This window comes from Streptomyces prunicolor NBRC 13075 (genome assembly GCF_000367365.1).
Classification (GTDB): Bacteria; Actinomycetota; Actinomycetes; order Streptomycetales; family Streptomycetaceae; genus Streptomyces; species Streptomyces prunicolor.
Map to the genome: position 1 here is coordinate 1 of NZ_BARF01000098.1, position 13593 is coordinate 13593.

A 13593-nucleotide genomic window follows, 5' to 3' on the forward strand; every position below is an offset into this window, starting at 1 on the left:
GGCCACGACCACCTTCCTGTGGCGTCCCAGTGACCGGCGATGAGTGTTTTTGGTCTTCAACTCAATATTCCCTTCGAGGGCTCGCCGGAAGGACTTCCGAAGATTATTTCGAAAAGATCTTTTGGGAAATCCCTGCGGCTTCGGTTTGGACGAGCCACATTCGATCGCCGAACACTGTGATTCCCATCTCCGGGTGCTTGGGTTTGTGCATGATTTATCTTGAACTTACTTTGAGGCAGGGGAAGTTGAGGACGAGTTGCACGGAAGCGTCCGGTACGTCGGCGGCTTCGACGCGCCCGCCGCGCGGAGACCGGCCGGGGAGGAGACGGCGTCACACCGGTGACGTGGAGCGATCGGGACGCCAGGGGTAAGCGGGTCGTACAGATTCAGTGGAGATTACGGGCCCGAAACCTACGGAACCGTAAGGATTTCTGTCCGACCCTTCCCCTTGTGCGGGCATTTTCCGCCGCTGACCAGTGCGGACGTACGGGCCTCTCGTTTTCCGACCCCCTCCCGCCCTTCCGCCCGGTGGGGTAGCTTTCACGGCGCTGTAGGGGAGTGCCAACAGGAGCGGGGAGCGGGGTTTGCGCGAGTACAACAACCCTCCGTTGGCGTTGGCACCGCCGGTGGGCGGTCTGGCCGACGTCGTCTTCCAGCGTGCCCAGGACGACCCCCTGCATGTCTCCCTCGGCCGCAAGGACGAGCAGGACAGGTGGCGGGACGTGACCGCCGCCGAGTTCCGCGACGAGGTCCTCGCCCTTGCCAAGGGCCTGCTCGCGCAGGGCGTCCGCTTCGGCGACCGGGTCGCGATCATGTCCCGTACCCGCTACGAGTGGACGCTGTTCGACTTCGCGCTGTGGACGATCGGCGCCCAAGTGGTGCCGATCTATCCGACGTCGTCCGCCGAGCAGTGCTTCTGGATGCTGCACGACGCGCAGGTCTCGGCGGCGATGGTCGAGCACGAGGACCACGCGATGACGATCGCCACCGTCATCGACCGCCTCCCCGCGCTGCACCAGCTGTGGCAGCTCGACACGGGCGCCGTGCAGGAGCTGTACGACGCCGGCGCGCACATCGAGGACGAGGTGGTCCACCGGCACCGCCAGGCCGTAACCCCGGACTCGACCGCGACGATCATCTACACCTCGGGCACCACGGGCAGACCCAAGGGCTGTGTCATCTCGCACGGCAACTTCATGTACGAGGCGGACACGGTCATCGACACCTGGGAGTCCGTCTTCCACTCGAAGAAGGGCGACGAGGCGGCGACCCTGCTGTTCCTGCCGCTGGCGCACGTCTTCGGGCGGATGGTGGAGGTCGCGGCGATCCGCGGCGGGGTCCGCTTCGGCCACCAGCCGCAGCTCAACGCGGCCGTCCTGCTGCCCGACCTGGTCGCCTTCAGGCCGACGTTCATTCTCGCCGTGCCGTACATCTTCGAGAAGGTGTTCAACGCGGCCCGCCGCAAGGCCGAGAAGGACGGCAAGGCCGGCCCGTTCGAGAAGGCCGTCGACATCGCGGTGCGGTACGCGGACGCGATCGAGGAGAAGGCCTGGGGCATCGGCCCGGGCCCGTCCGCGGGGCTGCGCATGCAGCACCAGCTCTTCGACAAACTCGTCTACTCCAAGGTGCGGGCCGCCATGGGCGGCCGTATCCGCAACGCCATGTCCGGCGGGTCGGCCATGGACCGTCGCCTCGGACTGTTCTTCGCGGGCGCGGGCGTGCAGATCTACGAGGGCTACGGCCTCACCGAGTCGACGGCCGCCGCGACCGCCAACCCGCCCGACCGCACCCGCTACGGCACGGTCGGCCAGGCCATCCCCGGGGTCACCGTGCACATCGCGGACGACGGCGAGATCTGGCTCAACGGCCCCAACGTCTTCCAGGGCTACCTCAACAACCAGAAGGCCACCGACGAGACCCTGCACGACGGCTGGCTCGCCACCGGTGACCTGGGCTCCCTCGACGAGGACGGCTATCTCACCATCACCGGGCGCAAGAAGGAGATCCTGGTCACCTCCGGCGGCAAGAGCGTCGCGCCGGGACTGCTGGAGGAGCGGGTACGGGACCACCCCCTGGTCTCGCAGTGCATCGTCGTCGGCAATGACCGCCCCTACATCGCCGCCCTGGTCACCCTCGACCACGAGGCCGTCGAGCACTGGCTCACCATGCGCGGCAAGCCGCAGCTGTCCCCGGCCCAGCTGGTGCGGGACGCCGACCTGGAGACCGAGGTGCGGCGCGCGGTGGTCGCCGCGAACACCCTGGTCTCGCAGGCCGAGTCGATCCGCACCTTCCGGATACTGGCCCAGCCCTTCACCGAGGAGCACGGTCTGCTGACCCCGTCCCTGAAACTGAAGCGCAAGGCCATCGAGAACACGTACTCGAACGAGGTCGAGGCGCTGTACCGGGCCTGAGCGGGTAGACCCTCCGGGAGCGGACACGGCCCAGGCCGGATCTCGCGGTCAGGAATGCGGTACGGCCCGTGATCGTTGACGATGTGAGTACCAACCGACGACTGAAGGATCGAGAGCTCGTGAGCAGCAAGGTCCCCCCGATCATCCTCAACAACGGTGTCGAGATGCCCCAGCTGGGCTTCGGCGTCTGGCAGGTGCCGGACGACGAGGCGGAGCGGGCGGTGGCCACGGCGCTGGAGGCCGGATACCGCAGCATCGACACCGCTGCGATCTACGGCAACGAAGAGGGCACCGGAAAGGCCATCGCCGCGTCCGACGTCCCGCGCGAGGACCTCTTCGTCACCACCAAGCTCTGGAACGCGGACCAGGGGTACGACGAGACCCTGCGCGCGTTCGACGTGTCGCTGGAGAAGCTCGGCCTGGAGTACCTGGATCTGTATCTGATCCACTGGCCCACCCCGGCCCGGGACAAGTACGTCGACAGCTACAAGGCGTTCGAGAAGCTGTACGCGGACGGCCGCGTGCGTGCCATCGGCGTCTCCAACTTCGAGCCCGACCACCTGGCCCGGCTGATCGCGGAGACCTCGGTCATCCCGGCGGTCGACCAGATCGAGCTGCACCCGCAGCTCCAGCAGCGCGCCGGGCGTGAGTACCAGGCGGAGCAGGGCATCGCGACCGAGGCCTGGTCGCCGCTCGGCTCGGGCAAGGGCCTCCTGGAGGTCCCGGCGATCGTCGCCATCGCCCAGAAGCACGGCCGCACCCCGGCCCAGGTCGTGCTGCGCTGGCACATCCAGCTCGGCAACGTGGTGATCCCCAAGTCCGTGACGCCGTCGCGGATCAAGGAGAACATCGAGGTCTTCGACTTCAGCCTGGACACCGAGGACCTCGCGGCGATCAGCGCGCTGAACGAGGAGCGGCGCCTCGGTCCCGACCCGTCGACGTTCAACGCGGCCTGAAATCAAGGCACATGGCCTGAACCGCAGGCAGTGCGAGCGCCCCGGAGCCTTCTGACTCCGGGGCGCATCGCTTTTCCGTGCCGCATTCCGTGCCGCTTTCGGTGCCGCTTTCCGTGCCGCTTTCCGTGCGGCTTTCCGTCCCGTCGGCCCACTTGGTTCGTACCAGGGTCTTGACGCGGGCATGATGACGGGGCACCTTGTTGCGCACCTGGTAAGGAAACTTTCCTAACAGAAGGGTCCCCCACAGTGCGCATGCGAACACTGACCCTCGCCGCGGCCTCGGGCGCCGCCCTGCTCGCCGCCGGAGTGCTCCCCGCGAGCGCCTCCGGCGCCACCCCCAAGTCGGCCCAGGAGGGCTCGGTCAGCGCGGCCGACCTGCTCTCCAAGGTGACGTCCTGCTCCCAGATATCGAACGGCAAGTACCGCACCGACGACGAGACTTCGGCCACCATCCCGGTCTGCGGCAAGAACGGTGCCGTGTTCTGGAAGGCCGACATGGACATCGACTGCGACGGCCAGCGCACCTCGAACTGCAACGAGAACGCCGACCCCTGGTACCAGGACGACACGGCGTTCCACCAGTCCAACGGCCAGCCCCTGAAGGCGGATTCACTGCCGTATATCGTGGTGCCCAGCTCCAGCAGCATCTGGAACTACTCCGGCGCCGGCATCAAGGGCGGCGGTGTGGTCGCCGTGATCTACAACAACAAGGTCGAGTACGCGGTCGTCGGCGACACCGGCCCCACCAACATCATCGGCGAGGCCTCGTACGCCACGGCCGGCGCCCTCGGCATCGACCCCGACCCGGCGACCGGCGGCGCCGAATCCGGCGTGACGTACATCCTGTTCAAGAACTCGACGGTCTCCCCCATCGAGAGCCACAGCGCGGCGGTCTCGCTGGGCGACCAGCTGGCGAAGCAGTTCCTGGCGAACAACTGAGCCCAGCAGGGCATGAGTTGGCCCGTTGTCGCGACAGTCTCGACTGTTCGCGACAACGGGCCTTTACCGTGGGCGAGTTGGGTCGGCTACGTCAGTTGGGCTGCCCGATCGGTCGTACGACGACGGTGTTGATGTCGACGCCGGCGGGCTGGCGGATCGCCCACAGGATCGAGTCGGCGATCTGGTCGGCGGTGAGGAGATGGCCGGACGGCAGGCTGCCGTTGCCGTCCCAGAACGGGGTCTCCACCCGGCCCGGGGCGACCAGCGTCACCCCGATGCCGAACTCCGTGACCTCGCGCCGGGTGTTCTCGGCGAGGCCGGTCATCGCCCACTTGGTCGCGCCGTAGATGTTGCCGGGGGTGTGCACGAACCCGGCGACGCTGCCGATCAGCACGATCCGGCCGTGCGTCTGCTTCAGCGCGTCGACGGACGCCCGGATCAGCAGGGCGGGACCGAGGACGTTGGTCAGCACCATCTCGGTCCACCCGGTCGGGTCGCCCTCGGCGACCGAGTCGTGCGTGGCGACCCCGGCGTTGGCGACGACCGCGTCGAGCCGCCCGAACCGTTTGAGTGTCGTCTCGACGGCGGTCTGCACCTCGTCGTACTCGGCGGCACTGCCGGGGATCGTCAACAGGCCCTCGGGGTGCCCCAGTTGAGCGGAGAAGTCGAGCAGCCGCTGCTCGCTGCGGCCGGTGACGGCCACCCGGCCCCCGGCGCTGAGGAGTTGACGGGCGACGGCGGCCCCGATACCGCTGCCGCCGCCGGTTATGAGCGCGACGTGAGAGTTGTCGTTCATGGTGGTCGTACCCCCGTGGGTCGGTGAACTCCGTGCAGTCTGAGGGGCAGTTCATCACCTTGAGCACTCTCGAAGTCAAGCCGCCGAGATCACGGGCCTTTTCAGCCGGTCCGCACTGCCGTGTGCACGGTGTGCGCGGCGAGCACGAACACATCGGCGCGCTGATGCACACCCGCCGGGTCCTCGGGGTCGACGAGCCGGTCGAGGGTGGCCCGGTCGTCGGCGTCCATCGCCTCGCCGTAGGTGTCACGCACCCGGGTCAGCCAGGTCGCGGCGTAGGCGCGGACGCGGTCGGGCGCCGGGGCGGGCAGGTCGAGCAGGAAGCTGCGGCTGCCGGTGTGCTTGAGACCGACCGAGGTCAGGAGGGCGGGCCAGTCCTCGGTCTCGGTGACGGCGCCGGGGAGGTCGGCGCGCATCTGCGCGAACCACTCGGCCTCGATCGCGTCGATCCGCGCCTCCAAGCCCGGGCGGCCGATGCCGAAGTCGCGGGGCAGGAACCGGGAGGGCAGGCCGCCCTCCATGATCGCGAGGGTGCCACCGGGCGCGAGCCGCTCCGCGAACGCGGCGAGACCGCCACGCTGGTCACCGAGGTGATGCAGGCTGCGGCTGGCCCACAGCAGGTCGGCCGGGTACTCCAACTGCCCCAGAACCTCGGGCAGTTCACCGGTCAGCGTGCTGAAACGATCACCGAAGCCCTGCCGGTCCGCACGGGCGCGGGCCCGCTCCAGGAGCGGTTCGGAACCGTCCACGGCAACGACCCGGGCACCCGGGAACGTCTCCGCGAACAGACACGCGACCACACCGGGCCCGCTGCCCACGTCGACGATCAGCCCCGGATCGGTCCGCTCCTTCGCGAGCCACGCCATCGCCCGCTCGTACAACGGCGCGAACAGCTCCGCCTGGGTCTCCAGCAGGGGGCCCATGACGGCCCAGTCGAGGTCGGTGTGGTCGTGGTGGTGGCGGCCCTTGCCGGGCTTGTGGTCGTGCTCCTGCCCCTGCGTGTGGTCGTGCTTGTGCTCGTGATCGTGCTCGTGCGCCATGGTGGTCACCCTCTCGTCCGCGTGCCGCCAGCCTGCGCGACGCACCGTTCGACGGCCAGTTCCGTTGCCGAAGCGGCAAAAAATGAGGTGCGGAACAGGTCGTCCGTCGCCGAGCATGCCCGTATGGACGACACGGACGACGTGATGGTCGAACGGTTCCTCGAAGACGGGTTCGTGAAGATCGAGGGGGCCTTCCCACCGCGGGTCGCCGAGCACTGCGCTCGGCTGCTGTGGCGGGAGACGGGCTACGACGCGGAGGACCCCGGCACCTGGAAGGACCCTGTGGTGTGGGTGAGCGACATGGCCCAGGGGCCGTTCGCCGCCTCGGTCAACTCCCCTGTCCTGCATGAGGCGTTCGACCTCCTGGTGGGCGCGGGCCGCTGGCAGTCCCGATACTCGGTGGGCAGTTTTCCGCTGCGCTTCCCGCACCCGACAGAACCGGACGACGCCGGCTGGCACATCGAGGGCAGCTATACGGCGGAGGGCGCGGAGAACGAGTGGCCGTGCACGAACCTGCGCTCGCGCGGCCGGGCCCTGCTGATGCTGATGCTCTACACCGAGGTCACCGAGGAGAACGCGCCGACGCGCATCCGGGTCGGCTCCCACCTCGACGTCCCACGCGTCCTCGAACCGTACGGCGAGAAGGGCGCCTCCTCCCTGACCCTCGGCCCGAAGGTGGCCGAGGCATCCGCCGGACGCCCCCTCACCTACGCCACCGGCAAGCCCGGTGACGTCTACCTCTGCCACCCTTTCCTGGTCCACGCGGCCCAACCGCATCACGGCGAACGCCCCCGCTTCATGGGCCAGCCGCCACTGATGCCGGCGGCGCCGTACGAGTTGGAACGGTCCAACGGCGACTATTCGGTGGTGGAGCAAGCAATCCGCCGGGGCCTGTCGAGTGAGGGCTGACCCCCACGCCCCTGAAAGAGGCGCGGGGCTGTATCGATGTGCGGCTCCGCCGCGTGGGCGCGACCAGCCACATACGGCCCGCAGCTCAGAGCCGGCCTACAGAGGCGGGTACGCGTTCGCCATCAGCTGCTGGAACTGCGCAGAGAACCAGTGCCCCGACAGCGGAGCGTTCGCCAGCGCACCCGACATGTTGTTCCCGTTACGCGCATTCCCCGTGTACGTCGGATCGCACATCCGGTCAAACCCCTTGCCCTCGTCGTTGGCGATGGCCGTGCTGGACCCGTCCGACTCCCCCGGCGGCTTCATCCACACATACGCGTCGATACCGGTGGCAGGAGCAGCCTGCGGCCGCTCGCCCAGACCCGCACCGGACTGGTTGCACCAGTTCCCGACCTGGATCCGCCGGTCGTAGCGCCCGCCGTCAACGTACGTGTCCACACTGGTAGTTGCTCCCGGTCCGGTGGGCCGAGCAGAGCCACCCCACCCGTTCCTCGACGTGTCGATCAGCATGCCGATACCGGAGTTGAAGCCCACCGACACCAACTGGTTGCGGAACGCCTGGGCGTACGACTGCTCGTCCACGTACCGGTTCCAGTCGACCCACTTGGACTGGCGCACGGAGACACCGTTGACGCTGTCGTTGATGGTGAAGTTGTTCTCCTTCAGGGCGCTGTAGTTGGCCGTGTTGGTGATGAAGCCGGCCACGTCGTTCACGGTCGCGCCCTCGGCGTTGGCGGCCTGGTAGAAGAGGTTCGCGGAGGGGGCGAAGTTGTCGTCCCAGCCGAGCCAGCCGTGGTGTCCGGCGTCGATGTAGTTGTAGACGTTGGGGATCGCGCCGAGCTTGTTCAGCGCGTAGCCGACGCCCTTCACGTAGTTGCCGTTGGCGAGCATCGTGTCGCACTGCGGGGTGGCGGTGGCCTTGCTGCCCGTGTTGGTCACGAGGTTGGGCAGCGAATCGATCTCGATCGTGGTGACGATCCGCAGCGAGGCGTACTTGCTGTCGGCGAGGATCGCGGCGATCGGGTCGATGAACTCGCTTTCGTAGCGGCCGATTTCGGTCGGGCCGAGTTCACCGTTCGAGGCGAGGGCAGCGCAGTCGCGCCCGGGCAGGTCGTAGACGACGAGTTGGACGACCTCTTCGCCGGTGCCCTTCTGGGCGAGCGCCGCGTCGAGGTGGGCGCGCAGGCCCATCCCGCCGCTGACACCGTTGATCGCGGCGATGCGGTCGAGCCAGACGCCGGTGGGCTGGCTGGAGATCCGGCTGCCGCCGGTCTCCGCGGCGGCCTTCGCGGACCACTCCGGGTTCACGTACACCTTGGCGCCCACGTACGGGTTGTCGACCCGCGTGCCGGGATCGGTGCCGCCTCCCCCGCCGCTGCCGTCGTCGACGTTGCAGGTCACGCCGTCGAGGGTGAAGGTCGTCGGGAGCGCGTTGGTGCCGCTGTAGGAGGCGTTGAAGCCGAAGCTGACCGAACTCCCGGTCGCCAGGCTCCCGTTGTAGGTCTCGTTGGCCGCCGTGACGGCGGTCCCGCTCTGGCTGATCTTCGCGTTCCAGCCGCTGGTGATCTGCTGGTTACCGGCGTACGACCACTTCGCGGCCCAACTCGACTTCGCGGCCCCGTTGTTGGTGATGGTGACGGCGGCGGTGAAGCCGGTGTCCCACTGGTTCTGCACCTTGTAGTCGACGCTGCACGGGATCGCGGCGATGCCGGTGTCCGCCGAGGGAGCGGCGGCGACCGCAGTCCCCGAGGCCCCGGCGACGAGCACCAAGGCAGCGAGCAACGCTGTTCTGGTACGGCTCATGAGTGCGGGTTTCCTTGTCTGTGAAGGAAGTTGGTTGCGGGTGCTGTTGGGTTGGCTGGGGGCGCCTATCCGTTGAGGGCGCGCAGATGGTCGCGCAGCCCGATGCCGTACGCGGTGGGCGTACCGGCGTAGTCGGAGATCAGGGACGGACCCGCGGAACAGTCCCAGGTGTTCCAGGTCCAGCCGAGATACGAGAGCCCGCGGTCGTCGAACCACTTCATGACCTGGTCGACGAAGGCGTGCGAGCAGGTGTTCTCGCCGATCTCCCCTGCCACCAGCGGTACTTGGGCCGCGACGGGGGCGAGTGTGGAGTTCCAGCAGCTCTCGGTCGCGCAGGTGTTGAAGTTGTACACGTGGTACGCGGCGACGAGATTGCCGGTCGGATCGGTGGGCTTGTACGTCAGCCACTGGCTCAGGTCGTTCGAGTACGCGAGCCCGCCGGCCATGATGACGTTCGTGGCGCCGGTGGACCGTACGGCGTCGACGAGATCCTGCATACCGGCGACTTCGTACCCGATGCCGGGGCAGGTGCCGCCGTCCCGCCAGCACTGCCACGCCTGGGTGGTCGTGGAGGTCGCACGGTCCGGGTAGGGCTCGTTGAACAGGTCGAACGCGACGGCCTGGTCGCCCTTGAAGGTGCTGGCGACCGAGGACCAGAACGACGGTGTGTACTGCGCGTCCGGCATCGGCTTCTGGCAGGTGGCGTGCACGTCGGAGCAGCCCGCCGAGTTGCCGGTGTACTGGCCGTAGGTCCAGTGCAGTTCGACGATCGGCGTCATGCCGTGCGCCTCGACCTTCGCCACCAAGTCCTTCACGGCGGCGATGTAGTTGGCGCCCGCGTACTCGGGCTTGATGTTCGAAAGGCCCAGCCAGCACTCCTCGTTGAGGGGAATGCGGACCGTGTTCGCCTTCCAGTCGGCGATCGCCGCGACGGCCGCGTCGTCCGCCGGGCCGTCCCAAATGCCGTAGCCCTGCACGCACATGAACTCGCCGCCGGACCGATTGACGCCGAGCAGACGGCGGTTGGTGCCGTCGGCGTCCACGAGCTTGTTCCCGGAGACGTGCAGCGCGGGTGCGGTGCCGCTGGTCGGTGGTGAGGTCGGAGGCGGCGACGTGGGTGGTGTCGGCTCCGCATCGACGTTGCAGGTCGTCCCGTTGAGCTTGAACGCGGACGGTACGGCGTTGCTCCCCGACAAGTTGGCGAGGAACCCGGCGCTAATGCTCGCGCCGGTGCCGAGCGAGCCGTTCCAGCTCTCGTTGGCCGCGGTGACCGTCGTACCGGACTGGGACCACTTGGCGTTCCAGCCCTGGGTGACCTTCTGGCCGCCGGCGAAGTCGAAGCTCAGGCTCCAACTGCTCACCGGTGCCATGTTGTTGGTGATCTGCACTGCACCTTGGAAGCCGGTGTCCCACTGGCTGGTGACCGAGTACTCCACCGTGCACGCGGGAGTGGCGCCGGACGCCGTGACCACCGGAACGACCATTGCCCCGAGGAGGGCGGTCGCACCGGCGACGGCTAAAAGTACTGAACGCGGGGGGTGTCGCATGAGCGAGTCCTTGCAGCTCGGACGCGTCGCACGGACGCGTCGACTGACGGATTCGCTCCCACTGGTGTCCAGGAAGGTAGCGCCAAGTGACAGCAAAGAACAGGGGAGTTGCTTGACTTTCCCGCAACCTCGTTCGTCGAATTTTTTCGACTCCGTAAGCACCTTGACCGCTCACACCCCCGTCCCCACTATGGGAGCGCTCCCACTGGTTCAAGGCTTGTTGCTGCTCCGCCCCCACTTCTCCGAGCCGCAAGGAGGAACCAGCACATGCACCCCAGAAGGAGACGCCGCGTGACGCGGAGACTCTGGACCGCTGTCGTGGCGGCCCTCGCACTTCCGGTCTCGATGCTGGCGACCGGCACAACTCCCGCCCAGGCGGCGACAGTTCAGTGCAGCGTGGACTACAAGACCAACGACTGGGGCTCCGGCTTCACCGCGGATCTGACCCTCACCAACCGGGGTACGGACGCGATCAACGGCTGGACTCTCACGTACAGCTACGCGGGCAACCAGAAGCTCAGCAACGGTTGGAACGGCACCTGGTCCCAGTCCGGCAGCGCGGTCTCGGTGACGAACGCGTCGTACAACGGGACGATCGCCGCGGGCGCGGCCGTCTCGACCGGCGCGCAGTTCAGTTACAGCGGCACCAACACCGCGCCCACCTCGTTCGCGGTCAACGGCACCACCTGCGCCGGCGCGCACCAGCCGCCGATCACCGTGCTGACCAGCCCGAGCGCGGGCGCGATCTACACGCAGGGAGTGGCGATCCCGCTCGCGGCGACCGCGGCGGCGGCCGACAACGCGACGATCAGCAAGGTGGAGTTCTACGACGACACGACGCTGCTCGGCACGGACACGAGCTCGCCGTACTCTCTTTCGACCTCCGGATTGACCGTGGGCAGTCACTCACTGGTGGCGAAGGCCTACGACAGCCTGGGCGCGTCCGGGGAGTCGACGCCGGTCGGCATCACGGTCGCGTCGGGACCCTCGGTGGTGGCGACGCCGACCCAACTCGGCGTGCAGCAGGGGAAGCCTGGCACTTACGCGGTGTCGCTGTCGACGCAGCCGGCGTCGAACGTGACGGTCACGACAGCCCGCGCGAGCGGCAACTCGGGACTGTCGGTCACCAGCGGCGGGACGCTCACGTTCACGCCGTCGAACTGGAACACCGCGCAGACGGTGACCCTCACGGCCGACGCGTCGGGCACCGGTACGGCGTCCTTCGAGTCGACGGCGACGGGGTTCACCAAGGCGACGGTCACGGTGACGGAGCTGGCGGCGGCGAACACGTACGACGCCCGCCTCCTGGACCTCTACGGCAAGATCACCAACCCTGCGAACGGCTACTTCTCGCCCCAGGGCATCCCCTACCACTCGGTGGAGACCCTGATCGTCGAGGCGCCGGACCAGGGGCACGAGACGACGTCGGAGGCGTACAGCTATCTGCTGTGGCTCCAGGCGATGTACGGCAAGGTGACAGGCGACTGGTCGAAGTTCAACGGTGCCTGGGCTCTCATGGAGAAGTACATGATCCCGACGCATGCCGACCAGCCGACGAACTCGTTCTACAACGCCTCGAAGCCGGCTACGTACGCGCCCGAGCTGGACACCCCGAACGAGTATCCGGCGAAGCTCGACACCTCGGTGCCGGTGGGATCGGATCCGATCGCCGGTGAACTGAAGACCGCATACGGTTCGGACGATGTCTACGGTATGCACTGGCTGGAGGACGTCGACAACACCTACGGCTACGGCGACACGCCGGGCGGCGGGTGCGAGGCGGGGCCGACGGCGAGCGGGCCGTCGTACATCAACACCTTCCAGCGCGGAGCGCAGGAGTCCGTGTGGGAGACGGTGCCGCAGCCGACCTGCGACGCCTTCAAGTACGGCGGTACGAACGGGTACTTGGACCTCTACACCGGTGACTCCTCGTACGCCAAGCAGTGGAAGTACACCGACGCGCCGGACGCCGACGCGCGGGCAGTGCAGGCCGCGTACTGGGCCGACGTGTGGGCCAAGGAGCAGGGCAAGGGCACTGACGTCTCCACGACCGTCGGCAAGGCGGCGAAGATGGGCGACTATCTGCGCTACGCCATGTACGACAAGTACTTCAAGAAAATCGGCAACTGCGTCGGACCGTCCACGTGCCCGGCCGGGACCGGCAAGGATGCCTCGGACTATCTGCTGTCCTGGTACTACGCGTGGGGCGGCGCCAATGACACCAGTGCGGGTTGGGCCTGGCGCATCGGGTCGAGTCATGTGCACGGGGGTTATCAAAACCCGTTGGCCGCCTATGCGTTGAGTTCGTATGCCGATCTGAAGCCCAAGTCCACTACGGGCGCGGCGGATTGGGGTACCTCGCTGTCGCGGCAGCTGGAGTTCTACCGTTGGCTCCAGTCGAGTGAGGGTGCCATCGCCGGTGGGGCGACGAACAGTTGGCAGGGGCGGTACGCGAGTCCGCCGGCCGGGACGTCGACGTTCTACGGCATGTACTACGACCAGCAGCCCGTCTATCACGACCCGCCGTCCAACCAGTGGTTCGGGTTCCAGGCGTGGTCGATGGAGCGGGTCGCCGAGTACTACCAGCAGACGGGGAACGCGAGCGCGAAGGCGGTTCTCGACAAGTGGGTGGCTTGGGCGTTGTCCAAGACCACGATCAATCCGGACGGGACGTATCTGATTCCCTCGACGTTGCAGTGGTCGGGGCAGCCGGATACGTGGAACGCGTCAAGTCCCGGTTCCAATGCGGGACTTCATGTCACCGTTGCCGACTACACGAATGACGTGGGGGTGGCTGCCGCGTATGCCAAGACGCTGACGTACTACGGCGCGAAGTCCGGCTCCACGGCGGCGAAGACGACCGCGAAGGCACTGCTGGACGGGATGTGGGGCAACTACCAGGACAGTCTGGGTGTCGCCGTTCCGGAGACTCGGGCGGACTACAACCGGTTCGACGACAGTGTGTATGTGCCGAGTGGGTGGAGCGGGACGATGCCGAACGGGGACGCGGTCAACTCCGCTTCTACGTTTGCCTCGTTGAGGTCCTTCTACAAGAGCGATCCGGCTTGGTCGAAGATCCAGAGTTATCTGGCGGGTGGGGCCGCGCCGGTCTTCACGTATCACCGGTTCTGGGCTCAGGCGGATGTCGCATTGGCCATGGGGTCGTATGCGGAGCTTCTTGAATAGTCCCCC

At 67.5% G+C, this 13593-nt stretch carries 10 protein-coding genes; 5 read left to right on the plus strand and 5 right to left on the minus strand.

What is annotated here, in order from left to right; all coding sequences use genetic code 11:
- Positions 1-584 precede the first annotated feature (584 nt).
- Both SPR02S_RS41095 and SPR02S_RS41100 read left to right on the plus strand, forming a co-directional pair.
- On the plus strand, positions 585-2411 hold the full coding sequence (locus tag SPR02S_RS41095) for an AMP-dependent synthetase/ligase (protein ID WP_019062860.1): 1827 nt from the start codon (positions 585-587) through the stop codon (positions 2409-2411).
- 119 nt (positions 2412-2530) lie between these two features.
- On the plus strand, positions 2531-3367 hold the full coding sequence (locus SPR02S_RS41100) for an aldo/keto reductase (protein WP_020684267.1): 837 nt from the start codon (positions 2531-2533) through the stop codon (positions 3365-3367).
- On the opposite strand, the gene SPR02S_RS63580 is transcribed toward SPR02S_RS41100, so the two are convergent.
- The gene (locus tag SPR02S_RS63580) at positions 3354-3575 is read right to left on the minus strand and encodes a hypothetical protein (protein ID WP_158697965.1); all 222 of its coding nucleotides are present in this window, start codon (positions 3573-3575) and stop codon (positions 3354-3356) included. The genes SPR02S_RS41100 and SPR02S_RS63580 overlap by 14 nt on opposite strands.
- A gap of 38 nt (positions 3576-3613) precedes the next feature.
- Between SPR02S_RS63580 and SPR02S_RS41105 the strand changes: the two genes are divergently transcribed.
- Entirely contained in the window at positions 3614-4306 is a 693-nt protein-coding gene (locus tag SPR02S_RS41105; protein ID WP_026151322.1) for a glycoside hydrolase family 75 protein, read from the plus strand.
- 91 nt (positions 4307-4397) lie between these two features.
- Here SPR02S_RS41105 and SPR02S_RS41110 read toward each other — a convergent pair whose 3' ends face one another.
- The gene (locus SPR02S_RS41110) at positions 4398-5102 is read right to left on the minus strand and encodes an SDR family oxidoreductase (protein WP_019062863.1); all 705 of its coding nucleotides are present in this window, start codon (positions 5100-5102) and stop codon (positions 4398-4400) included.
- 101 nt (positions 5103-5203) lie between these two features.
- Positions 5204-6142, minus strand: coding sequence for a class I SAM-dependent methyltransferase (locus SPR02S_RS41115; RefSeq protein WP_019062864.1), 939 nt, complete (start codon positions 6140-6142; stop codon positions 5204-5206).
- A gap of 123 nt (positions 6143-6265) precedes the next feature.
- On the opposite strand from SPR02S_RS41115, the gene SPR02S_RS41120 reads away from it, so the two are divergent.
- A complete protein-coding gene (locus SPR02S_RS41120) occupies positions 6266-7051 on the plus strand; it encodes a phytanoyl-CoA dioxygenase family protein (protein ID WP_019062865.1) in 786 nt (261 codons plus the stop codon).
- 96 nt (positions 7052-7147) lie between these two features.
- On the opposite strand, the gene SPR02S_RS41125 is transcribed toward SPR02S_RS41120, so the two are convergent.
- Positions 7148-8854 carry a glycoside hydrolase family 6 protein gene (locus tag SPR02S_RS41125; RefSeq protein WP_026151323.1) on the minus strand — a complete coding sequence of 569 codons (1707 nt, stop codon included), beginning with the start codon at positions 8852-8854 and terminating at the stop codon, positions 7148-7150.
- 65 nt (positions 8855-8919) lie between these two features.
- Entirely contained in the window at positions 8920-10401 is a 1482-nt protein-coding gene (locus SPR02S_RS41130) for a cellulase family glycosylhydrolase (protein ID WP_026151324.1), read from the minus strand.
- 267 nt (positions 10402-10668) lie between these two features.
- Here SPR02S_RS41130 and SPR02S_RS41135 point away from each other — a divergent pair, with 267 nt between their 5' ends.
- Entirely contained in the window at positions 10669-13587 is a 2919-nt protein-coding gene (locus SPR02S_RS41135; protein ID WP_026151325.1) for a glycoside hydrolase family 48 protein, read from the plus strand.
- The last annotated feature ends 6 nt before the right edge of the window (positions 13588-13593 follow it).

Coding starts and splice junctions, on each gene's coding strand:
- SPR02S_RS41110 (WP_019062863.1), bottom strand. CDS start 5,102: ATGAACGACAACTCTCACGTCGCGCTCATAACCGGCGGCGGCAGCGGT.
- SPR02S_RS41115 (WP_019062864.1), bottom strand. CDS start 6,142: ATGGCGCACGAGCACGATCACGAGCACAAGCACGACCACACGCAGGGG.
- SPR02S_RS41120 (WP_019062865.1), top strand. CDS start 6,266: ATGGACGACACGGACGACGTGATGGTCGAACGGTTCCTCGAAGACGGG.
- SPR02S_RS41125 (WP_026151323.1), bottom strand. CDS start 8,854: ATGAGCCGTACCAGAACAGCGTTGCTCGCTGCCTTGGTGCTCGTCGCC.
- SPR02S_RS41130 (WP_026151324.1), bottom strand. CDS start 10,401: ATGCGACACCCCCCGCGTTCAGTACTTTTAGCCGTCGCCGGTGCGACC.
- SPR02S_RS41135 (WP_026151325.1), top strand. CDS start 10,669: ATGCACCCCAGAAGGAGACGCCGCGTGACGCGGAGACTCTGGACCGCT.